This is a genomic window from Streptomyces sp. NPDC043867, assembly GCF_056435845.1.
Map to the genome: position 1 here is coordinate 46,993 of NZ_JBWKDS010000039.1, position 21,575 is coordinate 68,567.

Genomic DNA, 21,575 nt, shown 5'->3' on the forward strand with positions numbered 1-21,575 from the left:
CGCGTCAGACGAGGGCGGCGGCCTCCTCCAGGGAGAGCCCGCCGCCCTCGGCGTACGCCGCCGCGTACGCCGGCTCGTCGAGCACCGCCCGCACGGCCGCCTCCGCCTGCCCGCGGACCTCGTCCTCCGTGGGACGGGCGAAGTGGCCCGGCGGCAGCAGGCTGTCGGCGGCGCCGATGAGCCGGGCCGCGTCCCGGGCGTGCCGGCCGTCGTCGAGTCCGGCGAGGGCGATGGCCGCCGTGACCAGATGGGCGGAGGTCATGTGCGGTGCGATCATCCGGGTCAGCGGGTCCGCGGCCCGCTCCAGCGCCCGCCGGGCCTTCTCCCGGGCGCTCGCGTACCGTCCCTCGACCGTGTCCAGCCAGGCCTCGACGCCGAGGACGAACATGTCGAACACGACGAAGGAGACGGCTTCGAAGTCGGTGCGCAGCAGGCGCATCTGCTCGCGGGCCTCCCCGACCCGGCCGGTGCGGCCGAGCCACATCGCGAGGAAGAGGCGGGAGGCGGGCATCGCCTCGTTGACCGCGCCGTGCCCGGCGGCCAGCACCTCGCGCAGCAGCCGCTCGCCCCGCTCGGGCTCCCCCGACTCGACGAGGACACTGCCGAGCCGGGCGGTGAGCACCGCCGACTGCGCGTGGGCGCCGAGCCGTTCGGCGTAGGTGATCGCCTCCGTGTAGTCGGCGGCGGCGAGAGCGAACGCCCCCCGTCGCTCGTGGGCCTCGCCGCGTGCCGACAGTGCCTCGGCCGCGCCCCAGGCGTCGCCGAGGCGTACGAAGATCTCCAGCGCCTCGTCGGCGTCCCGGGCCGCGTCGCCCGCCCAGTCGGACCGGTTGGCGAGGATGTTGGCGCGCATCTGGAGGGCGACGGCGAGTTCCCACCCGTAGCCCAGTTCGCGGCAGGTGGCGACCGTCCTGTCGATCACGTCGCGCATCCGGTCCATGTCGCCGGTCAGCAGGACCGCGTAGAACCAGAGGTAGCCGGGGTTGCGGCAGGTCTGCGGCTGGCCGGGCCGGTAGGCCTCGCTGATGGCGCGCAGTTTCGCCTTGGCCTCGGGGGTCTGCCAGGCCTGGAGGTCCATGTCCATGCAGGCGAGGTGGATGAGGTGCACGCCGCGCCGGGCCTCTTCGAGGACGTCGGGACGCATCGGCGGCGGGGCGGCCGTGCAGCTCTCGTAGAGCGGGGCGACGGGCCTTCGGGGCGGCGCGAACGGGTCGGGGCCGAGCGCCATGACCTCGCGGGACCAGGTGCGGGTCTCGACGCGCTGGTCGCGGGTCTGCCAGTACCAGGCGAGGGAGAGGACGAGGCAGAGCGCCTCCTGCTCGTCCCGTTCGGCGACGGCGTGGCGCAGGGCGGTGCGGAGGTTCTCGTACTCGCGCTGGAGCCGTTCGATGGCGGCGAGTTGGCCCGGGCCGCGCAGTTCGGGGTCGGTGGTGCGGGCGAGTTCCCGGTAGTGGGTGAGGTGGGCGCGGGCGGCGGCGGGGCGCCGGCCGGACTCGTCGAGGCGGGCGCCCGCGTACTCGGCGACGGTCTCCAGGAGCCGGTAGCGCATCTCGCCGTCCCCGGAGGGTGCCGCGACGACGAGGGACTTGTCGACGAGGGAGCCGAGTGCCTCCAGCGCGGCCGGGCCGCACACGGCCTCGGCGGCGGTCAGGTCGCAGCCGCCGGCGAAGACGGACAGCCGCCGCAGCACCTCGCGTTCCTCCTCGTCGAGCAGGTCCCAGGACCAGTCGACGACGGCGCGCAGGGTCTGCTGCCGGGGCAGGACCGTGCGGCTGCCCGAGGTCAGCAGGCGGAAGCGGTCGTCCAGCCGGTCGGCGATCTGGCGGGGGGTGAGCATCCGCAGCCGGGCGGCGGCGAGTTCGATGGCCAGCGGCAGCCCGTCGAGCCGGCGGCAGATCTCGGCGGCGGCGTCCGGGTCGTCCTGGACGCGGAACCCGGGGCGCGCCGCGGCGCCGCGGTCGGCGAGCAGCCGCAGCGCGACGGGCTCGGGCAGCGGCTCCACGGGACGCAGCAACTCCCCCGGCACGCCGAGGGGTTCGCGGCTGGTGGCGAGCACGGTCAGTCCGGGGCAGCGCTCCAGCAGTTGTTCGACGAGCCGGGCGGCGGCGTCCACGACGTGCTCGCAGTTGTCCAGGATGAGCAGCATGCGGCGCTTGGCGCAGTGCTCGGCGAGCCGGGACACGGGGTCGTCGTGCCGGTCGGCGACGGCGCGCAGCTCCTCGGCGCCGGCGCCGCGCAGCACGGTCTCGCGGGCGCCCAGCGCGGTGAGTACGGCCTCGGGCACGGCCTCCGGGTCGTCGACGGGCGCCAGTTCGGCGAGCCACACCCCGTCGCGCGCCGTGTCCCCGGCTCGCTCGGCGGCCTCCTGCGACAGCCGGGTCTTGCCGGCCCCGCCGGGTCCGAGCAGCGTCACGAGCCGGGCCGCCGCGAGGTCGCCGCGGATGGCATCGATGTCGCTCTCCCGGCCGACGAAGGAGGTGAGGCGGGCCCGGAGGTTGCCGGGGGGCGTGGTGGCGGGGCCGGTTCGGGGCGGTGCGGGGGGCGTGGGCCGCGGGCCGGCTGCGGGGGCGCCCGCGGCGACCGCGGCGGCTCCGGGTGCGGGGCGGGAGGGTGCCGGGCCCGGGGCGTCCGCCGGCCCGTGGTGCAGCAACTCCTCGTGCAGGGCGCGCAGCTCGGGACCGGGGTCGGAGCCCAGGCGGTCGGCGAGGAGCCGGCGTACCGCGTCGTAGGCGGCGAGGGCCTCGGCGGGGCGGCCGGCATCGCGCAGGGCGCGCAGGCGCAGAGCCTGGAGGGGTTCGTCCAACGGGTGGAGGTCGCACAGGGCGGTGAGCTCGGGCAGCGCCTGCGCGGCGTGGCCGAGGGCGAGAGCGGCGGTGAGGCGGGCGCGGCGCGCGTCGAGCCGCCGGATCTCCCAGCGGGCCGACTCGGCGGTGCGGTCGGGCAGGTCGGCGAGCGCCGGGCCGTGCCACAGGGCGAGGGCGTCGTCGAGGACGACGGCCGCCTTGGCGGGGTCGCCGTCGGCCAGCGCCCGCGCGCCCTCTCCGCTGAGCCGCTCGAAGCGGTGCAGGTCCACGTCGTCGGGGGCGGCGCAGAGGCGGTAGCCGCCGTCCGCCGAGGCGACCGCGTCCGGACCGAGCGCCCGGCGCAGCCGTCCCACCAGCGCCTGGAGCGCGCCCGTGGCGTCGGCGGGCGGATCGCCGTCCCACACCTCGTCGACGAGGTGGGCGGCGGGCACGGTCCGGCCGGCGCGCAGGGCGAGCACGGTCAGCAGGGCACGCAGACGCGCTCCGCCGACCGGTACGGGGGTGCCGTCGGGGCGGAGTGCCTGCGTGGTGCCGAGAACGCGGTAGCGCACGGGGTTCATTGTCTCCGGTGCCGTGAGGGGCGGGTGTCGGGTGCGCCGGGGGCAGCGGTCGCAGGGGGCGGTGTCGGGGGGCGGTCGTAGGGGGCGGTGCCCCGGGGGCCCTTGTTGGGGAGCGGTGTCGGGGCGGCGGTCGCAGCCGGGCGGTGTCTCGGCGGCGGTGGTAGCGGGGCGGTGTCCCGGCGGCGGTCGCAGCCAGGCGGTGTCTCGGCAGCCGCCCCAGCCAGACGATGTCCCGGCCATGGTCGCAGCCAGGGGGCGTCCTGGCGGCGGTCGCAGCCGGACGGTGCCCCGGCGGCCGTCGTTGCGGGGCGGTGTCCGCGCGGCGGTCGCAGCCGAGCGATGTCTTGGCGGCCGTCGCAGTCGAACGGTGTCCCGGCGGCGGTCGCAGCCAGGCGATGTCCAGCAGCGGCGGTCGCAGCCGAACGATGTCTTGGCAGCCGTCGCAGTCGAACGGTGCCCCAGCCGCGGTCGCAGCCAGACCGTGTGTCGGCGGCGGCCCCGGCCAAACCGTGCCCAGGTCGGGCCGCCGTGCCCGGGTCGGGTCGCGGCGTCCAGGTCGGGCCGCTGCGGGACCGGCCGCCGTGCCCGGGACCGGCCGCCCTGCCCTGCGTGGTGTCCCGTCGACGGGAGTCCGGCCGCCGGGCGGGGCGAAGGCACCGGGTGAGGCGAAGGCGCCGTGTCGGGGCGCGGGTCCCGGACCGGTCCCCGTCCCCCGCCCGCCGGTCCTGTCCGGCGCAACCGTCACCGGGCCCCGCCAGGAACCGTGGGCCCCCGTTCTCCGTCGGCCCGTCCCGGTACCGCGCCCCGCCTCATCCGCATGCCCCCACCTTCCCCGGAACCCTTGGGGGCTCGCGAGACGTTTTCCGGGGGCGCCCGGTACGGTCGGGCAGGCCGACCGGCCCGACCGACAGCCCACCACCAGCACTGGGAGTCCCATGACCACCGCCGCGTCCCGCCGCAGCGACCGGAGGATCAGCCCCGTCTTCCTCGGGATCCTGGCCGTCACGGCGGTCACCGGCTGGGCCACCTGGACCGGCTTCGCCGAGCAGCCCGGCGTGGCCGTGTTCCTGTTCGTGACGGCCGCGTGGATCGTCTCGCTCTGTCTGCACGAGTACGCGCACGCCCGCACCGCCCTGCACGGCGGGGACATCTCGGTCGGCGCCAAGGGGTATCTCACCCTCAACCCGCTGAAGTACACGCACGCGCTGCTGAGCATCGTCCTGCCGGTGATCTTCGTGATCATGGGCGGGATCGGTCTGCCGGGCGGCGCGGTCTTCATCGAGCGCAGCCGCATCCGGGGCCGCTGGAAGCACAGCCTGATCTCGGCGGCGGGCCCGCTCACCAACATCCTGTTCGCCGTGGTGTGCACGGCCCCGTTCTGGCTGCACGCCCTGGACGGGGTGCCGGTCGAGTTCCAGTACGCGCTGGCGTTCCTCGCACTGCTCCAGGTCACGGCCGCGATCCTGAACCTGCTGCCGGTCCCGGGCCTGGACGGCTACGGGGTCATCGAGCCCTGGCTGTCGTACGGCCTGCGCCGCCAGGTGGAGCCGTTCGCGCCGTTCGGGCTGCTCGCCGTGTTCGCGGTGCTGTGGATCCCGTCGGTGAACATCGCGTTCTTCGACGCGGTCGACGCGATCCTGGGCGGGCTGGGGATCGACGACCTCCAGCGGTACTGCGGCCAGGACCTGTACCGGTTCTGGCGCGGCACGGACGAGATCTGCGTCTCCTAACCGGTGACGGAACCGTCCCGCATCCGGCCGCGGCGCGCGTAGTACCAGGTCATGTTGGACGACAGACCGGCGAGCAGCACCCACACGACGCCGAGCCAGCTGCCCTGGACGAAGGAGACCACGGCCGCGGCGACGGAGAGGACGCAGACGACAAGGGCGTACAGAGCGAGGCGGGGCATGGGGGTCGGCTCCTGACAGACGGACGTAGCGGTACGGCATCCCAGTGTCCCCCATGCCCGGGCGCCCGCTACACGTCGGTCAGTCGCAGGCCCGCGTGCGCCTTGTAGCGCCGGTTCACCGAGATCAGGTTCGCGACCAGGGACTCGACCTGGTGGGCGCCCCGCAGCCGCCCGGCGAAGATGCCGCGCATCCCGGGGATGCGCCCGGCGAGCGCCTGCACGGTCTCCACGTCCGCCCGCTCCTCGCCGAGGACCATCACGTCGGTGTCGATCTCCTCGATCGCGGGGTCCTGGAGGAGCACCGCGGAGAGGTGGTGGAAGGCTGCGGTGACCCGCGAGTCCGGCAGCAGGGCGGCGGCCTGCTCGGCGGCGCTGCCCTCCTCCGGCTTCAGGGCGTAGGCGCCCTTCTTGTCGAAGCCGAGCGGGTTGACGCAGTCGACGACGAGCTTGCCGGCCAGTTCCCCGCGCAGGCTCTCCAGTGTCTCGCGGTGCCCGTCCCACGGCACCGCCACGATCACGATGTCGCTGCGCCGCGCGCACTCGGCGTTGTCGGCGCCCTCGACACCGAGTCCGAGTTCCTCGGCGGCGCCGCGCGCGCGGTCCGCGGCACGGGATCCGATGATCACCTTCTGGCCGGCCCTGGCGAGCCGGAAGGCGAGGCCCTTGCCCTGCGGGCCGGTCCCGCCGAGCACGCCCACGACGAGCCCGGAGACGTCGGGAAGGTCCCAGGGGTCCTTGGCGGGGGCCTTCTGGCTGGCGGTGGAGGCACTGTCGGTAGAGGTCATGGGCCGACTTTACGTGCGCGGATCGCCGCCCCGCCGCTCAGGTGAGGGCCGTCACGGGGACGCGGCGGAAGGTGATCGTCTCGTACGCGCCGAAGTCGCCGGTCTCGTAGAGCAGTCCGACGGTCGTCGCGTCGACGCGGACGAGGTCGGAGTACGCGGCGGGGAGGCCGTCGACGGTGTGCACGGGCCGCCAGGTGGTGCCTCCGTCGGCGGAGGCGCGGACCGTCATCAGGGCGCGGAAGGCGGGGTCGGCCGGGCCGGAGTACAGCAGCAGGTCGGGGTCGCGGAGCTGGAGGAGGCTGCCCTGGACGACGGGCGTGACGAGCCCGGCTTGCGGCCGGAACGGCTTCTCCAGGCTCCTGCCGCCGTCGGACGAGTGGGCGTCCGCCCGGTTGCCCGGGGACGGCGAGTCGTTGCGCGTGCTGAAGTAGACGCGGCCGTCGGGGAGTTCGGCCGCCGTCGTCTCGTTCACGTTGACGTAGCCGTCGGTGTTCTCGTCGAGGTAGCCGAGGTACCAGGTCTGCCCGCGGTCGTCGCTCAGCAGGCAGTGGCCGCTGTTGTACCTGGCCTCGGTGCCGTGGTCCCCGCCGGTGGGCGGGACGGTGTGGTTGCCGGGGACGAGGACCCGGCCGGTGGTGAGCTGGAGCGCGTGTCCGGGCGTGGTCGCGTACCAGCGCCAGCCGGGCTTCTTCACCTGCCCGGTGATCTCCCGCGGCTGCGACCAGGTCGCCCCGTCGTCGTCGCTGTGCTGCACCCAGACGCGGCGCCCGTCGGCGGCCTTCACCTTGCCGCGCAGGATGGCGTCCTCGCTCGCGGCGGCCGCAGCGCGGACGTGGACGAGCAGGATCCGGCCGGTGTCGAGGACGACGGGTGCCGGGTTGCCCGCGAGGTTGTTCCCGTTCCCGGCGACCGCCTGGAGCGGGCCCCAGGTGCGGCCGCCGTCGGTGGACCGCTTCAGCACGATGTCGATGTTCCCGTGGTCCTGCGCGGAGCCGACCCTGCCCTCGCAGAAGGCGAGGAGGGTGCCGGCGGCGGTGGCGACGACGGCGGGGATCCGGAAACTCGCGTACCCCTCCCGGCCGGCGCGGAACGGGATGCTTGCCTCGGTCATGGGCGGCTCCAGGGTCGGGCTCCCCGGGCGGGGAGCGATCGTTGCCCTTCCCCATCCCGGGCGAATTCGCGGTGAACGCGGCCTGACGATCAGTCGATTGAGGCAGGATGCGTGCCCATGGACGCCGTACGGGTCGCGTTGCTGCGTGAAGTGCTCGCCGGGACCGAGTGGCTGGGGGCGACGCGGCGGTTCGCCGGGGCCCTCAGAGGGTCGGTGGTGTCGCATGGCGGCGGGCTGCTGCTGGTGGGGACGGCCGGCTACGAGCCCTGGCACCTGGCCGCGCACCTGGTGGACGAGGCCGCCTGGTCGGGGACGCCGGAGCTGTCGCCGACCCTGGTCCGGCACGGTGCGCGGGCCTCGGACCCCGCCCATCTCGCGGTCGGCCTCGGCCGCATCGAGGCCGCGAGGCGCGGGGAGACGCTGCTGGTGGTGGCGCCGGACGCGCCGGGGGCGCGGCTGCTCGAGCGGGTCTCCGACGCCCGGCGGTCCGGGGCGACGGTGCTGGCTCTCGACGAGAGCGACGGCGAACTGCGTTCGATGGCCCACGAGTCGCTCTCCGTCCCCGCCGGGCCGGAGCTCGACCTCGACACGGTCCAGCACCTCGTCAGCGCGGCGGCCGGGGAGAACTCGCTGCCGGTGCGACGGGGGCGTCGGCGGTTCCGTGACCGGCTGTCCCGGCTGGCGGACCAGCTGACCTCCCCTCCCCCGGCCCGCTGGTAGGCCGTCCCGGCGGGCGGAAAACCGGTTGCTCCGAGCGGGTCCGCCGCTGAGCATGGCCCGTTGTGACCGATGACGCCCCCGCCACGGAGGCCGCCGCTTCCCCGGGCCTGCGTTCGGTGCTGCCCGACCTGTCGCCCTGGCGGGTGTCCGCCGACTTCCGCAGGCTGTGGCTGGCCGGGCTGATCACGAACTTCGGGAGCTTCCTGACGTTCGTGGCCCTGCCGGTGCAGATGAAGGACCTCACGGGGTCGGCCGTCGCGGTGGGGGCGATCGGGGCCGTCGAACTCGTACCGATGATCGTCTTCGGTCTGTACGGCGGGGCGCTCGCGGACGCCCTGGACAAGCGCCGGCTGATCGTCCACACGGAGATCGGGCAGGGGCTGCTCTGCGCGGGGCTGCTGGTCAACGCGCTGCTGCCGCGGCCGGTGGTGTGGCCGCTGTACGCGGTCGCCGCGCTCTCATCAGCCCTCGGCGCGATCCAGCGGCCCGCGCTGGACTCGCTCGTCCCACGGATCGTCCCGCACGAGCACCTGCCCGCCGCCGCCTCCCTCAACTCGCTGCGCTGGACCGTCGGCGGAGTCGCGGGACCGGCTCTCGCGGGCGTCGTGGTGGCGTACGCGGGGCTCGGCTGGGCGTACGCCGTGGACCTGCTGACGTTCGCCGTGTCGGTGGCGCTGGTCACCGGGCTCGCGGCCTCTCCCGCCGCCCACGAGGCCGCGAGGCCGTCGCTGCGGTCGATCGCCGAGGGGGCCCGGTACGCCTGGAGCCGCAAGGAGCTGCTCGGCACCTACGCCGTCGACCTCGCCGCGATGTTCTTCGCGATGCCGCTCGCCCTGCTGCCGTTCCTGGCCGACGAGCTGGACGCCGAGTGGTCGCTCGGGCTGATGTACGCGGCGCTGCCGGCCGGCGCGCTGCTCGTGACCCTCACCAGCGGGTGGACCTCGCGCGTCCACCGGCACGGCCGGATGGTGGTACTCGCGGCGGCCTGCTGGGGGCTCGCCATGGCGGCGGCGGGCGCCGCGCACGACGTCTGGCCGGTGCTGGCGTTCCTCGTCCTCGGCGGCTGCTTCGACATGGTCAGCGGGATCTTCCGCGCGGCGATGTGGAACCAGACGATCCCGGACGAGCTGCGCGGCCGGCTGGCCGGGATCGAGCTGCTGTCCTACTCCGCCGGGCCCCAGCTCGGGCAGGTCCGCGCGGGCGGCATGGCCGCGTGGACGAGTGTCCGGACGTCCATCTGGGCGGGCGGGGTCCTCTGTGTGGGCGCGGTGGGGCTCCTGGCGCTGTGCCTGCCGAAGCTGATGACGTACGACGTACGCACGAACGAGCACGCGCTACGGCAGCGGGCCCTGCGCGAGGCGGGCGTGACGGCCCCCGCACCGGACGCCGTGTGAGCCCCGACGAACCCGGCGGGACCACCCCTCGCCGCGCTGACAGCCGGCCGGGACGAACCCCGGCCGGGACGAACCCCGGCCGGGACGGGTGCCGCAACCGGGATCCGTCGCGAGGTCCGGCCCACCCCTGCGGCCCACCCGCCATGTGACAGCCGGCCGGAACCCGACGTCACTGCCGCGACGGTCACCGCGGTGGCCGGAATCCGGCGTCGCGGTCACCACCGTTCCCGCGGCCGGGATCGGCGTCGCGGCCCGGGTCCGGCGTCGCGGGCCGGGCCGGGCCGCCGTCGTGGTGGTGGCCGGACCCGGCCGTCAGGCCTCGTCCGTGCCTTTCGCGGTGGGGTCGTGCCACTTGGGGTCGTTCTCCCACTCGAGGTTCCGCTCCCGGGCGGTCTCCATCGCCTGCTCGGCCTCCTTACGGGAGGCGTAGGGGCCGAACCGGTCCTTGGCGGGGCAATCGGGGCCCTCCTCGACCTTCTTGTGCTCCAGGCAGTAGTACCACTCACCGGGCTTGCCGGCGGTCCGCTTCTTGAACAGGGCCATGACCAGCTCCTTTCGCCAGGGACATGTTCCCCCATGGCCGCTGGTTAGACTCGCTGGCATGTCTGGCCAGTCGCTGCTCGTACCAGGGGAGCTCTCTCCCACCCGTTCCGTCCCCGGAAACATCAGGCGTCCCGAGTACGTGGGCAAGCCCGCGCCGACGCCGTACACCGGCCCCGAGGTGCAGACCCCGGAGACCGTCGAGGCGATGCGCGCCGCCGGGCGCATCGCGGCGCGGGCCATGGCCGAGGCCGCGAAGCTGATCGCCCCCGGTGTCACGACGGACCAACTGGACCGGGCCGCACACGAGTACATGTGCGACCACGGCGCCTACCCGTCGACGCTCGGCTACCGCGGTTTCCCCAAGTCGCTGTGCACCTCCGTCAACGAGGTCATCTGCCACGGCATCCCGGACAGCACCGTCCTGCGGGACGGCGACATCGTCAACCTCGACGTGACGGCGTACATCGGCGGCGTGCACGGCGACAACAACGCCACCTACCTCGTCGGCGATGTCGACGAGGAGAGCAGGCTGCTCGTCGAGCGGACCCGCGAGTCCCTCGACCGCGCCATCAAAGCGGTCAGGCCCGGCCGCCAGATCAACGTCATCGGGCGGGTCATCGAGTCGTACGCCAAGCGGTTCGGGTACGGGGTGGTCCGTGACTTCACGGGCCACGGGATCAACTCGTCGTTCCACTCCGGGCTGATCGTCCCGCACTACGACAGCCCGCACGCGACCACCGTCATCCAGCCCGGGATGACCTTCACCATCGAGCCCATGCTCACGCTCGGGACCCACGAGTACGACATGTGGGACGACGGCTGGACGGTCGTCACGAAGGACCGCAGGCGGACGGCCCAGTTCGAGCACACCCTGGTCGTCACCGACAGCGGCGCCGAGATCCTCACCCTGCCGTAGTCGCCGCCGGGGAACCGGAACCCTGCCGTGGTCCTCGCCGCGGACCGCGAGACGGGCCCGCCCCCACGGGGCGGGCCCTTTCCGTGGGACGACGGGTGGGGCGACCGCGATCCGGGTACGGATTTGCCGACAGGATGTCGGAAAGTATCCGGAGGTCCTCCATGGACGCGTCGGCCACGACGGGCCCGGCGAACGCGCCGTTCTCGGCCCTGATCCGCGCCGCCTCCCACGCGCAGCACACCGAGACGGCGACCTCGGCCTTCATGAGCGACCTGCTCGGCGGCCGGCTCGGCGTCGACGCGTACGCGCGCTACACCGAGCAACTGTGGTTCGTGTACGAGGCGTTGGAGGCGGATGCCGAGCGGCTGGCGGCCGATCCGGTGGCCGGCCCCTTCGTCCGGCCGGAACTCCTGCGCCGGGCCGCGCTGGAGCGGGACCTCGCCCACCTCCGCGGCGCGCAGTGGCGCTCGACCCTCACCCCGCTGCCCGCGACCGGCGCGTATGCGGCGCGGGTCACGGAGTGCGCCCGGCAGTGGCCCGGCGGCTATGTGGCGCACCACTACACCCGCTACCTCGGCGACCTGTCCGGCGGCCGGATCCTCCGTGCCAGGGCGGAGCGGACCTGGGGCTTCGCACGCCAGGGCGACGGGGTCAGGTTCTACGTGTTCGAGGGCATCGCGAGCCCGGCCGCGTTCAAGCGGGGTTACCGCGAACTGCTGGACGGGATCCGGGCGGACGACCTGGAGAAGCAGCGGATCGTCTCCGAGGTCAGGCACGCCTTCGCGCTGAACACGGCGGTCTTCCGCGCCCTCGCCGCGGAGTTCCATCTGTCCGCCTGACGCCCCCGTCCGCCCGAAGCCCGTTCCCGCTGTCCGCCCGAAGCCCTGTCCGCCCGGCACCCCGGCCGGTGGGGCGGGGTCAGCCGCGCAGCAGCCTTACCCGGCCCCCCACTTCGACCCATCCCCGCGGCTGCGGCGCCGTGAGGATCTGGGAGCCCGCCCCCTGGACGATGTTCAGCGCCCGGCCGAGGCGGGCGGTGAGCAGCAGCGCCGCCGCTCCCGTGGCCTCGTCCTCCCGGATGCCGTCGTCGCGGCCAGGGAAGGCGCGGGCACGGACCCGGCCGGCGGCTTCGTCCTCCCAGGCCCAGGCGTAGATCCACTCGCCGGGCGGCGGGACGGGGAGGGCGTCGACCTCGCCGGCCGAGGCGTACTGCCGCAGCGTGCGCGGCGGGGCCCACTCCGGGCGCGCCTCGATCCAGCTGAACTCGCCGTCGAGGCGGGTGCCCACCACCCCGGCGGGCGTGACCAGTTCGGGCACGTCGAGGAGCCAGGCCGCGCCGACGCAAGGGTGCCCGGCGAAGGGCAGCCGCAGGGTGGGCGTGTAGATGTCGATGACTCCGCGCTCGGGATCGTCGACGAACACGGTCTCGCTGTACCCGAGTTTCGCGGCGAAGTCCTGCCGTTCCCCGCGGTCCGGCAGCACCGATCCCTCGCGGACGACGCCGAGTTCGTTGCCGTGGCCGCCGCCGGGTCCGCAGAAGACGCGCAGTACGTCGAAGTCAGTCACCCGCGCATTCAAACACTCCTCGCGCGGCGAGTCGGTGCCGCGCGGATCCCGTACCGGCGGTCGCGCGCCCGTTCGCGCCTCCGTACGCCCGCCGTGCCCCGGCCGCTCTCCCGGGATCCGGCGTGCGGGCAACAGGTCTCTTGACCTCCACTTGACCTGCTCTTGGGGGCGACTTTTGGCCATCGTGATCAGGCCGTGTCCATGAGCTTCCTGTGAGAGCTGAATCACCGGACGGGTGGGTACCACTGAGGCAAGCCTCAGATAAGTTAGGCCAGCCTCACTCTCCCGCGCGGGTCGCCCCGCGCGCTTCGTCCGTCCTTTCACCTGGAGCCTTCATGCGAGCCGTCCGACTCTCAGTCGTCACCGCAGCCGCCACCGCGGCCGCTCTGACCGCCGTCACGGGCTGCACGGAGAAGAGCGACGCCAAGGGCGGCAGCGGCACGATCCAGGTGACCGCCGCGGATGCCAAGTGCGACACCTCGTCGAAGTCGGTGCCGGCCGGCCAGGTCACCCTGAAGATCGAGAACAAGGGCTCCAAGGCCACCGAGGTCGAGATCGTCTTCCCCGACGACCGGATCGTCTCCGAGAAGGAGAACATCGGCCCGGGCACCAAGTACACGCTGACCGCCGAGGTCAAGGCCGGTTCGTACGAGATCGCCTGCCGTCCGGGCATGAAGGGCCACGGCGTCCGCCAGAAGCTCACGGTCACCGGCGGCAGCAAGGTCGCCAAGCGCGACCCCCGCCTCGACAAGGCCGTCGCCGCCTACCGCGAGTACGCACAGGAGCAGGCCGACGAGACGCTGCCGAAGGCCAAGGCGTTCGCCGAGGCCGTCAAGGACGGCGACATCGACGCCGCGAAGAAGGAGTACGCGCCCTCGCGCCTCGGCTGGGAGCGCACCGAGCCCGTCGCCGAGTCCTTCGGTGACATCGACCCGCTGGTCGACGTCCGCGAGGACGGCCTGGAGGAGGGCCAGGACCCGGAGAAGGACTGGACCGGCTGGCACCGCCTGGAGAAGTCCCTCTGGCAGGACAAGAAGATCGGCGCGACCGAGAAGAAGCTCGCCGACCGGCTCGTCGCGGACCTGACCGACTGGCAGAAGCGCGTCGGCAAGGCCGTGATCACCCCGACCTCCATGGCCAACGGCGCCAAGGAGCTGCTCGACGAGGTCGCCACCGGCAAGGTCACCGGCGAGGAGGAGCGCTACTCGCACACCGACCTCGTCGACTTCAAGGGCAACGTCGAGGGTGCCCAGAAGGCGTACGAGCTGCTGAAGCCGGTCGCCGGGGAGAACGACGCGGCGCTGACCGAGGAGCTGGACAAGCAGTTCACCGCGCTGAACACGCTGCTCGACAAGTACCGCACGGACAAGACCTCGTACGACTTCGTCTCGTACGACAAGCTCGGCAAGTCCGACGTCAAGGATCTCCAGGACGCCGTCAACGCACTCGCCGAGCCGCTGTCCAAGCTCGCCGCCGCCGTCGTGAAGTGAGCGAGGGACCCCCATGACGGACACCACCGAGACCACGTCCGGCACCGCCGCCGAGGACGGCGCGCAGACGCCGTCCCGGCGTTCCCTGATCGGCTGGGGCGGCGCCGGGCTCGCGCTGGGCGCCGTCGCGGCGGGCGGCGCGGTGGCGATGAGCCGCGCCGGCAACGACGTGGAGCCGGCCGGCGCCGAGACGGGGGCCGCGGTCCCCTTCCACGGCCCGCACCAGGCCGGCATCGCGACCGCGGTCCAGGACCGGCTGCACTTCGCCGCGTTCGACGTGAAGACGGACGACCGCGCCGCCTTCGTACAGCTGCTGAAGGACTGGACGCAGGCCGCCGCGCGGATGACCGCGGGACACGCGGTCGGCGAGGGCGCGTACGGCGGTCTCGCCGAGGCGCCGCCGGACGACACCGGTGAAGCGCTGGGCCTCAAGCCGTCACGGCTGACGCTGACGATCGGGTTCGGCCCCTCGTTCTTCGAGAAGTTCGGGCTGCGGGACCGGCGTCCCGAGGCCCTGGTGGACCTGCCGAAGTTCCCGGGCGACAACCTGGACAAGGCCCGCAGCGGCGGCGACCTGTGCATCCAGGCGTGCGCGGACGACCCGCAGGTCGCGGTGCACGCGATCCGCAACCTCGCCCGGATCGGTTTCGGCAAGGTCGCCGTCCGCTGGTCCCAGCTGGGCTTCGGCAAGACGTCGTCGACGACGCCGGACGCGCAGACCCCGCGCAACCTGATGGGCTTCAAGGACGGCACCCGCAACATCGCGGGCACCGAGACCGACCGGCTGAAGAAGTTCGTGTGGGTGGGCGGGGAGGGTCCGGACTGGATGACCGGCGGCTCGTACCTGGTGGCCCGCCGCATCCGGATGAACATCGAGACGTGGGACCGCACCTCGCTCGTGGAGCAGGAGGACGTCTTCGGCCGCGACAAGGGCGAGGGCGCTCCCGTCGGCAGGGCGAAGGAGCGCGACGAGCCGTTCCTGAAGGCGATGAAGCCCGACGCGCACGTCCGGCTCGCGCACCCCCACTCCAACGACGGGGCGACGATCCTGCGCCGGGGCTACTCCTTCACCGACGGCACGGACGGCCTCGGCCGCCTGGACGCGGGGCTGTTCTTCCTCGCATACCAGCGTGACGTCCGCAAGGGCTTCATCCCGGTGCAGCGCAACCTGTCGCGCGCCGACGCGCTCAACGAGTACATCCAGCACGTGGGTTCGGCGATATTCGCGGTTCCCGCCGGCGTCCGGGACAAGGACGACTGGTGGGGCCGGGCGCTGTTCTCGAAGGAGGCGTAGCCGTGTTCGGCAACTATCTGATCGGCCTGCGCGAGGGACTCGAGGCCAGTCTCGTCGTCTGCATCCTGATCGCCTACCTGGTGAAGACCGGCCGCCGGGACGCCCTGCGGCCCATCTGGGCCGGCATCGGGGTCGCCGTGGTCCTGGCGCTCGGCTTCGGCTGCGCGCTGGAGTTCGGCTCGCAGGAGCTGACGTTCCAGGCGCAGGAGGCGCTGGGCGGCTCGCTGTCGATCGTGGCGGTGTGCCTGGTGACGTGGATGGTCTTCTGGATGCGGCGCACCGCCCGGCATCTGAGGGCGGAGCTGCACGGCAGGCTGGACGCGGCGCTGGCGATGGGCACGGGCGCGCTGGTCGCCACCGCGTTCCTCGCGGTCGGCCGGGAGGGCCTGGAGACGGCGCTGTTCGTGTGGGCGTCGGTGCACGCCGCGAGCGACGGGACACCACGCCCCCTCATCGGCGTCGCCCTGGGCCTCGCCACCGCGATCCTGCTCGGCTGGCTCTTCTACCGCGGCGCCCTGAGGATCAACCTCGCCAAGTTCTTCACCTGGACCGGCGGCATGCTGGTCGTGGTCGCGGCGGGCGTGCTCGCGTACGGCGTCCACGACCTCCAGGAGGCCGACTGGATCCCCGGCCTGACCAACCTGGCCTTCGACATCAGCAGCACCATCGAGCCGACCAGCTGGTACGGCACGCTGCTGAAGGGCGTCTTCAACTTCCAGCCCGACCCGACCGTCCTCCAGGTCACCGTGTGGGCGCTGTACCTGGTCCCGACGCTGCTCGTCTTCCTGTGGCCGCTTGGCTTCGGCGCGGGCAGGACGGCGCCGGCTCCCGGGCAGCCGCAGCCCGCGTCCGACGGTGCGGTGGCCGACCGGAGCTGAACCGGCCGGACGGCCTCGCCCGGCCGGTCCGGTCCGGTGCCCGGAGGTCACGACGGGGGCCCGGTTGCGGATCCCCGCGCCCGGGACCCGTTCGTTCCCCGGTAGGGTTCGGGCCCGGGACTGGGGAAGGCGAAGGGACCCGATGAGCAGGCTTGGAAGGCTGAGGCGGTCCGTGCCGGCGGTGGCGGCGGGGATCGCGCTGTCCGTCACGGCGAGCGGATGCGTGGTGGTGCACGGGGAGCGCGAGGTGCTCCCCGGGGCGAAGAAGTCCGAAGCCGCCCGCGCTCTCCGGGACTTCCTGTCCGCCTACAACAAGGCCGACCGGGCGTACGACCCGGCCCTGGACGCGAACCGGGTCGCCGGGCCGCTCGCCGACATCGACGGCGCGAAGCTGCGGGCCGGCCACACCAACAACCCGTCGGGCAACCCGGCCCACCGGCCGCTGAAGCTGACCGACGCGAAGTTCGCCATCCCGAAGAAGGCGGGCTGGCCCCGCTGGTTCCTCGCCGACACCAAGGCCAACAAGGGTGCCGCCGACTCCCGTTGGCTGCTGGTCTTCACCCGGGGCGACGCCGACGACGTGTGGCAGGTCTCGTATCTGACCGTGGTGTCCGCCGACGACGTACCGGCCTTCGCGAAGGACAAGGACGGCTGGGCCGAGCCCGTCGCCGCCGGTGACACGCAACTGGCCGTCAGCCCCGCGAAGTTGAGCCGGTCGTACGCGACGTACCTGAAGAGCGGCGGCGACGACTTCGCGCCGGGTGCCCACACGTCCGGCTGGCGGACGCTGCGCAGGAAGAACGCGAGCAAGCCCGGCCTCGCCCGGCAGTACGTGGACGAGGCGCTGTCGGCCGGCGACTACGCCCCGGCCGGGCTGCGCACCGCGGACGGCGGCGCGCTGGTGTTCTTCGGCACGCGCCACTTCGAGAAGCAGACCGCAGCGCAGGGCGTCGACCTCAACGTCACCGACCCGAACATCAAGGCCCTGATGAAGGGCGAGGTCAAGCAGTCCCTCACGCTGGAGTTCGTCTCCAACCAGGCGGTCCTGGACCCGGCGAGGACGGCCGCGGACCCGAAGGTGGAGTTCGTCAGCCGCGTCCAGGGGCTGACGGCGGCGCACGGCGAGTAGCCGGTGGGGCGGGGTCAGCCCCCGTGCGGCCAGGCGGCGAGCTGGTCCGACCCGTCGCCCACGGAGCGTGCGGACTCGTCGGTCAGGATCTCGATGAGGCCGAGCGGTTCGGGCAGCGCGTGCTCGGGGCCGCGCACCCAGTCGACGGACAGGCCGCCCGGCAGCTGCGCCGGGGGCACGAGGACGTACGAGCCGCGGCAGTGCCACCGCAGGCCGGGATGCTCGTCCATGGTCTCCGGGTGGCAGTCCAGCTCGCAGGGCCACCACTCGTCCTCGTCCTCGGGCGTACCGCGGGTGAGGGTGAAGAAGAGCATCCGTCCGTCGCCCGTCTCGGCGACGGGACCCACCTCGACGCCGGCGGCGAGCAGCCGCTCCAGCGCCGCGCGCCCGGCGTCGAGCGGCACGTCGAGGACGTCGTGCACCATGCCGGTCGCGGTGATGAAGTTGGCCTGCGGCTCGTGCCGGGCCCACTGCTCGATCTGGTCGCGGTCGGTCGTGGACTGCGTCTGCCAGGCGAAGGAGACGGGGTGCCGGGCCGGGGTGGGACAGCCGACGCGGTCGCAGGAGCACCGGTAGCCGGCGGGGTGAGCGGCCGGGGCGAGGGGCAGCCCGGCTCCGGCGGCGGCGAGCAGCAGGGTCTCACGGTCGCCCGCGTCGGCGGTCTCCTTGGGGCGACGGCCACGCAGCCACTGGGAGATCCTGCCCTGCCGGCCGGAACGGCCGCCGAACTCCGCGCTCATCTATCCCCTCGCCTTGCTGTGGTGCGGACAGCACTGCTTCATGGTCCCACCATCCTGCGCCCCGGGTGGCCGGAGCCGGTATCCGGGGTGCGTGGGGTGGTCGGCCTGAGGCCCGGATCGAGTGTCATTACATAGTTTAATGGGATTTACACCCCTACCCTCGTCGTCATGGTCACACGGACTGCGCTCACGGGTATCGCCGGTCTCACCTCGCTGGCCCTCGCCGTGCACGGCGGCACCCTGGCCCCGCTGGAGTGGGGCGGCCGCCCCCTGACCGTGGACGCACTCCCCCGCATCGTCCACGTCGCCCACCGCGGCGGCGCCCGCGAGGTCCCGGAGAACAGCATGTCCGGCCTGATGGCGGCGTACGGACGCGGGACGGCCCAGGTACTCGACTTCGACACCCGGATGCTGCGCGACGGGCACATGGTCGTCATCCACGACCGGACCCTGAACCGCACGACCTACCTGGGCGGCCCGGTGCGGAACCTGGACCTGCGGGACTGGCAGGGGGTGCGGCTGCGGCCGAAGGACGTGCTGCCTGGCAGCTGGCGCTCGGAGCGGCCGCCGACGGTCGCCGAGGTGCTGGACCGCTTCGGCGGGCGCATCGTGCTGATGCTGGAGGCCAAGGACCCGGAGAGTCTGCGCGTGCTGGCCGGGCTGCTGCGCGACCGCGGGCTGACCCGCTCGGTGTTCGTCAACTCCAACCGGCCCGAGGTGGCCCGGCGCGCCCATCGCATGGGCCTGGTCGCGCAGCTGTGGCGTTCGGCGGACCAGATGCGCCGCGACCGGCCCGAGCGCTGGGCGCCTTTCGTGGATCTGCTCGACGTGGATCACAGGGCCCGGGACGCTGATCTCCGGCGGGCGGCGAGGTCGGGCATCCCCCGGGTGTGGGCGCACACCGTCGTGACCCCGGCCCAGCGCGACCGGGTCCTCGCGCTGGGCTGCAACGGGGTCATCACGGACGCGCCGGGGCGGCTGGCCCGCCGGCCGCCGCGGCCCTCGCCGACGGCGAGGGCCGCGCGGACCCTGCGGGCGCTCAGGGCACTCAGGGCGCGGCACGGCGTACGGGCGCTGCGGGCACTGCGGGCGGCTCAGCGCGGGGCGATCCCGTAGAGGGCGTACTCGACGAGGGTGTCCGTGTACGCGTACGTGATCGGGCCGGTGCGCTGGAGCCAGCGCTGGGCTAGCGGGGAGACGAACAGTTCGAGGGCGACGCGCGGATCGACGTCGGCGCGCACGGCGCCCTGGTCCTGAGCCGAGCGCAGTCGCCGCACGTAGAGCTGGAGCTGCGGTTCGAGGAGCCTGCTCACGAACACGGCTCCGAGCTGCTCGTCGACGAGGCCCTCGGCGGCCAGCGCCCGGGAGGGGACCTCGAACCGGGGGTCGAGCAGCTCGTCCGCGGTGGCCCGCAGGACGAGCTTGAGGTCGGCGGCGAGATCGCCGGTGTCCGGGATCGCGTACGGCTGCTGCGGGTCCTGGCCGGGCCGGGCCGCGGCCCGGGCGGCCTGCTCGCTCAGGTCGAGGAAGGCCTCCAGCAGGACGTCGGCCTTCGAGGACCACCAGCGGTAGATCGTCTGCTTGCCGACTCCGGCGCGGGCGGCGATCCCCTCGATGGTCGTCCTCGGGTAGCCGATCTCTCCGACGAGGGCGAGGGCGGCGTCGTAGATCGCGCGGCGCGATCTCTCGCTGCGGCGGGTGGCGTCGGGGGCGGGCTTCTGGACCATGGGTCGAATGTAACAGGTTGACAAGACGGTGCGTCTCGCTGGACAGTGAGAGTCGGATGCGAGACGAAACGTCTCGTATTGATGATGTGCGGTGAGAGGAGCCGGTGATGGCGCGAGGCGGAGACGGAAACATGCTGGGCTTGGGCGGGACGCGGCAGAAGCTCGGCCGGACGGCCCTGCGCGGTGGCGGTCGCGGCGGCCGGATCGGCGGCGGGCTCGATCCGCAGGCGCAGAAGCGGGAGTTGCTGCGCAAGCTGCAGGAGAAGCGCGGGGAGACCGCGAGGGACGGCCGCGCGGGACCGACGGGACAGGGGCGTACGGCGGAGGCGGAAGGGGGCCCGGGGGCGTCGTGAGCGGTGCCGGGTGGCCGCGGGTGCGGGGAGCGCCCGCGGCTCATGCGTTCCTGGGCTGGTCGGCCGGGGGCCAGGCGTCTCCCCAGTCCGCGTCGCGGGCCGGGGGCTGGCCGGCCGGGGCTGGTCGGCCGGGGGCCAGGCTACCCAGTCCGCGTCGTGGGCCGGGGCTGGTCGGCCGGGGGCCAGGCGTCTCCCCAGTCCGCGTCGCGGGCCGCGCGGTAGAGGGCGCCGTGGCGCTTGGTCACGGTCTCGCGGTGCAGGGACTCGTCCGGCCCGCACAGGTCGAGGAGTACCTGGCCCTTGCGGATCTGCGGCCTGCGCACGACGCGGGAGGGGGCCGGTTCCGCCGGAAGGCGGGTGGCGGCGACATAGCTGAACTTCTCGTCCTCGTACGCCAGGGAGCCGCCCTTGACCTGGCGGTGCAGGGAGGACCGGCTGACCCGGGCGGAGAAGTGGCACCAGTCCTCGCCCGGCACGAGGGGGCAGGCGGCGCTGTGCGGGCAGGGTGCCGCGATCCTGAACCCGGCGCCGGTCAGGCGGTCGCGGGCCTCGATGACGCGGGCGTATCCGTCGGGGGTGCCCGGCTCGACGATCACGACGGTCCGGGCGGCGGTCGCGGCGGCGTCCACGACGGAGACGCGGTCGGCCTCCGTGAGTTCGCCGAGAACGTAGGAGACGGTGACGAGGTCGGTGGCCTCGATGGTGAGCGCCGATCCGATACGGGAGCGGTGCCACTCGGCGGACTTCAGCGCCGGGTTCGCGGCGGCGATGTCGCGGCCGAGGGCGAGCGCCGGTTCGGCCCAGTCGAGGACCGTCACCGGGCGGTCGCCCTCCCAGGTCGCGCTGACCGCCCAGGTCGCCGCGCCGGTGCCGCCGCCGACGTCCACGTGACTGGCCGGCGTCCACCCGGGCACGGCGTCCGCGAGCGCGTCCAGTGCCGCGCGGACCGCTTCGAACGTCGCGGGCATCCGGTACGCGGCGTACGCCGTCACGTCCGCGCGGTCGCGCAGGACCGGGGTGTGGGTCGGGGTGGTGCCCCGGTAGTTCGCGATCAGCCGCTCGACCGACTGCGCGGCTGCCTTGGGGGGCAGGCCGTCGAGGAGCCCGGCGAGGGCGGTGCGCAGGGTCTCGGCGGGGGAAACGGGGGCGGTCACCCGGCGATTCTACGGTCGCGTCCGGCCGGCCGGCGGTCCGGTGGTGCCGCCGGGGGCGGTGGGCGCGGTTCCCCTTCCCCGTGCGGGTCATCACCCGCGTTGCGGCTCACGCCGGGGTGGGGCTGCGAACCCGGGGTCGGCCGGTGCGGTGGGGACAGTCCCCACCCCTGCCTGGGGCGCCCCGCGTTGCAGCTCACGCCGAGGTGGGGCGGCGAACCCGGCGTTGCGGGGGTGCCGCTGTGCCCACCCGTGCCGCCCCGAGCGGCACGCATGCCCACAGCTACGCCGACCCGGACCGCCCCCGGCACACCCCGACGTGGGACGGCGAACCCGGCATCGGCGGGGTGCGGTGGGGACAGTCCCCACCCCTGCGCAGGCGCCCCGCGTTGCAGCTCACGCCAGGGTAGGGCGGCGAACCCGGCGTTGCGGGGGTGCCGCTGTGCCCACCCGTGCCGCCCCGAGCGGCACGCATGCCCACAGCTACGCCGACCCGGACCGCCCC

20 protein-coding genes are annotated in these 21,575 nt (G+C 73.9%); 11 read left to right on the plus strand and 9 right to left on the minus strand.

Going from position 1 to position 21,575, the window contains the following annotated elements:
* Positions 1-4: 4 nt before the first annotated feature.
* Entirely contained in the window at positions 5-3,364 is a 3,360-nt protein-coding gene (locus AC069T_RS30275) for an AfsR/SARP family transcriptional regulator (protein WP_478785775.1), read from the minus strand.
* A gap of 935 nt (positions 3,365-4,299) precedes the next feature.
* Between AC069T_RS30275 and AC069T_RS30280 the strand changes: the two genes are divergently transcribed.
* Positions 4,300-5,094, plus strand: a complete 795-nt coding sequence (locus tag AC069T_RS30280; RefSeq protein WP_478785776.1) for a site-2 protease family protein — start codon at positions 4,300-4,302, stop codon at positions 5,092-5,094.
* On the opposite strand, the gene AC069T_RS30285 is transcribed toward AC069T_RS30280, so the two are convergent.
* The 3 genes from AC069T_RS30285 to AC069T_RS30295 all read right to left on the minus strand — a co-directional run bounded on the left by AC069T_RS30285 (position 5,091) and on the right by AC069T_RS30295 (position 7,169).
* Positions 5,091-5,273 (minus strand): hypothetical protein, encoded by a 183-nt coding sequence (locus AC069T_RS30285; RefSeq protein ID WP_476751836.1) that lies wholly within the window; start codon positions 5,271-5,273, stop codon positions 5,091-5,093. The two genes, AC069T_RS30280 and AC069T_RS30285, sit on opposite strands and share 4 nt — an antisense overlap.
* A gap of 68 nt (positions 5,274-5,341) precedes the next feature.
* Positions 5,342-6,058, minus strand: coding sequence for an NADPH-dependent F420 reductase (npdG, locus tag AC069T_RS30290; RefSeq protein ID WP_478785777.1), 717 nt, complete (start codon positions 6,056-6,058; stop codon positions 5,342-5,344).
* A 37-nt stretch (positions 6,059-6,095) separates the two neighbouring features.
* Positions 6,096-7,169 (minus strand): sialidase family protein, encoded by a 1,074-nt coding sequence (locus AC069T_RS30295; RefSeq protein ID WP_478785778.1) that lies wholly within the window; start codon positions 7,167-7,169, stop codon positions 6,096-6,098.
* Between the two features lie 117 nt (positions 7,170-7,286).
* On the opposite strand from AC069T_RS30295, the gene AC069T_RS30300 reads away from it, so the two are divergent.
* Together AC069T_RS30300 and AC069T_RS30305 are read left to right on the plus strand one after the other, a co-directional pair.
* Positions 7,287-7,889, plus strand: a complete 603-nt coding sequence (locus AC069T_RS30300; protein ID WP_478785779.1) for a hypothetical protein — start codon at positions 7,287-7,289, stop codon at positions 7,887-7,889.
* A gap of 62 nt (positions 7,890-7,951) precedes the next feature.
* Entirely contained in the window at positions 7,952-9,283 is a 1,332-nt protein-coding gene (locus AC069T_RS30305) for an MFS transporter (RefSeq protein ID WP_478785780.1), read from the plus strand.
* A gap of 312 nt (positions 9,284-9,595) precedes the next feature.
* Here AC069T_RS30305 and AC069T_RS30310 read toward each other — a convergent pair whose 3' ends face one another.
* Positions 9,596-9,826, minus strand: coding sequence for a hypothetical protein (locus AC069T_RS30310; protein WP_478785781.1), 231 nt, complete (start codon positions 9,824-9,826; stop codon positions 9,596-9,598).
* A gap of 58 nt (positions 9,827-9,884) precedes the next feature.
* Here AC069T_RS30310 and map point away from each other — a divergent pair, with 58 nt between their 5' ends.
* Both map and AC069T_RS30320 read left to right on the plus strand, forming a co-directional pair.
* Positions 9,885-10,742: a type I methionyl aminopeptidase gene (map, locus tag AC069T_RS30315; RefSeq protein ID WP_478785782.1), complete on the plus strand. Its 858-nt coding sequence runs from the start codon at positions 9,885-9,887 to the stop codon at positions 10,740-10,742.
* A 161-nt stretch (positions 10,743-10,903) separates the two neighbouring features.
* Complete coding sequence (locus tag AC069T_RS30320) at positions 10,904-11,581, plus strand: biliverdin-producing heme oxygenase (protein WP_478785783.1); 678 nt, start codon at positions 10,904-10,906, stop codon at positions 11,579-11,581.
* A gap of 79 nt (positions 11,582-11,660) precedes the next feature.
* Here the strand turns inward: AC069T_RS30320 and AC069T_RS30325 are convergent, their stop codons facing one another.
* Positions 11,661-12,308 (minus strand): PhzF family phenazine biosynthesis protein, encoded by a 648-nt coding sequence (locus AC069T_RS30325; RefSeq protein ID WP_478785784.1) that lies wholly within the window; start codon positions 12,306-12,308, stop codon positions 11,661-11,663.
* Positions 12,309-12,643: 335 nt separating this feature from the next.
* Here AC069T_RS30325 and efeO point away from each other — a divergent pair, with 335 nt between their 5' ends.
* From efeO to AC069T_RS30345, 4 genes are all read left to right on the plus strand, one after another.
* Positions 12,644-13,798, plus strand: coding sequence for an iron uptake system protein EfeO (gene efeO, locus AC069T_RS30330; protein ID WP_478785785.1), 1,155 nt, complete (start codon positions 12,644-12,646; stop codon positions 13,796-13,798).
* 13 nt (positions 13,799-13,811) lie between these two features.
* The gene (efeB, locus tag AC069T_RS30335) at positions 13,812-15,092 is read left to right on the plus strand and encodes an iron uptake transporter deferrochelatase/peroxidase subunit (RefSeq protein ID WP_478785786.1); all 1,281 of its coding nucleotides are present in this window, start codon (positions 13,812-13,814) and stop codon (positions 15,090-15,092) included.
* A 2-nt stretch (positions 15,093-15,094) separates the two neighbouring features.
* A complete protein-coding gene (gene efeU, locus AC069T_RS30340; RefSeq protein WP_478785787.1) occupies positions 15,095-15,970 on the plus strand; it encodes an iron uptake transporter permease EfeU in 876 nt (291 codons plus the stop codon).
* Positions 15,971-16,112: 142 nt separating this feature from the next.
* Entirely contained in the window at positions 16,113-17,099 is a 987-nt protein-coding gene (locus tag AC069T_RS30345) for an SCO2278 family lipoprotein (RefSeq protein ID WP_478785788.1), read from the plus strand.
* Positions 17,100-17,113: 14 nt separating this feature from the next.
* Here the strand turns inward: AC069T_RS30345 and AC069T_RS30350 are convergent, their stop codons facing one another.
* Positions 17,114-17,839 carry a bifunctional DNA primase/polymerase gene (locus AC069T_RS30350; protein WP_478785789.1) on the minus strand — a complete coding sequence of 242 codons (726 nt, stop codon included), beginning with the start codon at positions 17,837-17,839 and terminating at the stop codon, positions 17,114-17,116.
* Positions 17,840-18,007: 168 nt separating this feature from the next.
* Between AC069T_RS30350 and AC069T_RS30355 the strand changes: the two genes are divergently transcribed.
* Positions 18,008-18,955 carry a glycerophosphodiester phosphodiesterase gene (locus AC069T_RS30355; RefSeq protein WP_478785790.1) on the plus strand — a complete coding sequence of 316 codons (948 nt, stop codon included), beginning with the start codon at positions 18,008-18,010 and terminating at the stop codon, positions 18,953-18,955.
* On the opposite strand, the gene AC069T_RS30360 is transcribed toward AC069T_RS30355, so the two are convergent.
* A complete protein-coding gene (locus tag AC069T_RS30360) occupies positions 18,934-19,566 on the minus strand; it encodes a TetR/AcrR family transcriptional regulator (protein ID WP_478785791.1) in 633 nt (210 codons plus the stop codon). The two genes, AC069T_RS30355 and AC069T_RS30360, sit on opposite strands and share 22 nt — an antisense overlap.
* 107 nt (positions 19,567-19,673) lie before the next feature.
* Between AC069T_RS30360 and AC069T_RS30365 the strand changes: the two genes are divergently transcribed.
* Positions 19,674-19,919 (plus strand): DUF6243 family protein, encoded by a 246-nt coding sequence (locus tag AC069T_RS30365; RefSeq protein ID WP_478785792.1) that lies wholly within the window; start codon positions 19,674-19,676, stop codon positions 19,917-19,919.
* Between the two features lie 140 nt (positions 19,920-20,059).
* On the opposite strand, the gene AC069T_RS30370 is transcribed toward AC069T_RS30365, so the two are convergent.
* Positions 20,060-21,073 (minus strand): small ribosomal subunit Rsm22 family protein, encoded by a 1,014-nt coding sequence (locus AC069T_RS30370; RefSeq protein WP_478785793.1) that lies wholly within the window; start codon positions 21,071-21,073, stop codon positions 20,060-20,062.
* Positions 21,074-21,575 lie beyond the last annotated feature (502 nt).

Coding starts and splice junctions, on each gene's coding strand:
- AC069T_RS30360 (WP_478785791.1), bottom strand. CDS start 19,566: ATGGTCCAGAAGCCCGCCCCCGACGCCACCCGCCGCAGCGAGAGATCG.
- AC069T_RS30285 (WP_476751836.1), bottom strand. CDS start 5,273: ATGCCCCGCCTCGCTCTGTACGCCCTTGTCGTCTGCGTCCTCTCCGTC.
- AC069T_RS30365 (WP_478785792.1), top strand. CDS start 19,674: ATGGCGCGAGGCGGAGACGGAAACATGCTGGGCTTGGGCGGGACGCGG.
- efeB (WP_478785786.1), top strand. CDS start 13,812: ATGACGGACACCACCGAGACCACGTCCGGCACCGCCGCCGAGGACGGC.
- npdG (WP_478785777.1), bottom strand. CDS start 6,058: ATGACCTCTACCGACAGTGCCTCCACCGCCAGCCAGAAGGCCCCCGCC.
- AC069T_RS30355 (WP_478785790.1), top strand. CDS start 18,008: ATGGTCACACGGACTGCGCTCACGGGTATCGCCGGTCTCACCTCGCTG.
- AC069T_RS30345 (WP_478785788.1), top strand. CDS start 16,113: ATGAGCAGGCTTGGAAGGCTGAGGCGGTCCGTGCCGGCGGTGGCGGCG.
- map (WP_478785782.1), top strand. CDS start 9,885: ATGTCTGGCCAGTCGCTGCTCGTACCAGGGGAGCTCTCTCCCACCCGT.
- AC069T_RS30320 (WP_478785783.1), top strand. CDS start 10,904: ATGGACGCGTCGGCCACGACGGGCCCGGCGAACGCGCCGTTCTCGGCC.
- AC069T_RS30350 (WP_478785789.1), bottom strand. CDS start 17,839: ATGAGCGCGGAGTTCGGCGGCCGTTCCGGCCGGCAGGGCAGGATCTCC.
- AC069T_RS30310 (WP_478785781.1), bottom strand. CDS start 9,826: ATGGCCCTGTTCAAGAAGCGGACCGCCGGCAAGCCCGGTGAGTGGTAC.
- AC069T_RS30275 (WP_478785775.1), bottom strand. CDS start 3,364: ATGAACCCCGTGCGCTACCGCGTTCTCGGCACCACGCAGGCACTCCGC.
- AC069T_RS30295 (WP_478785778.1), bottom strand. CDS start 7,169: ATGACCGAGGCAAGCATCCCGTTCCGCGCCGGCCGGGAGGGGTACGCG.
- AC069T_RS30300 (WP_478785779.1), top strand. CDS start 7,287: ATGGACGCCGTACGGGTCGCGTTGCTGCGTGAAGTGCTCGCCGGGACC.
- AC069T_RS30280 (WP_478785776.1), top strand. CDS start 4,300: ATGACCACCGCCGCGTCCCGCCGCAGCGACCGGAGGATCAGCCCCGTC.
- efeO (WP_478785785.1), top strand. CDS start 12,644: ATGCGAGCCGTCCGACTCTCAGTCGTCACCGCAGCCGCCACCGCGGCC.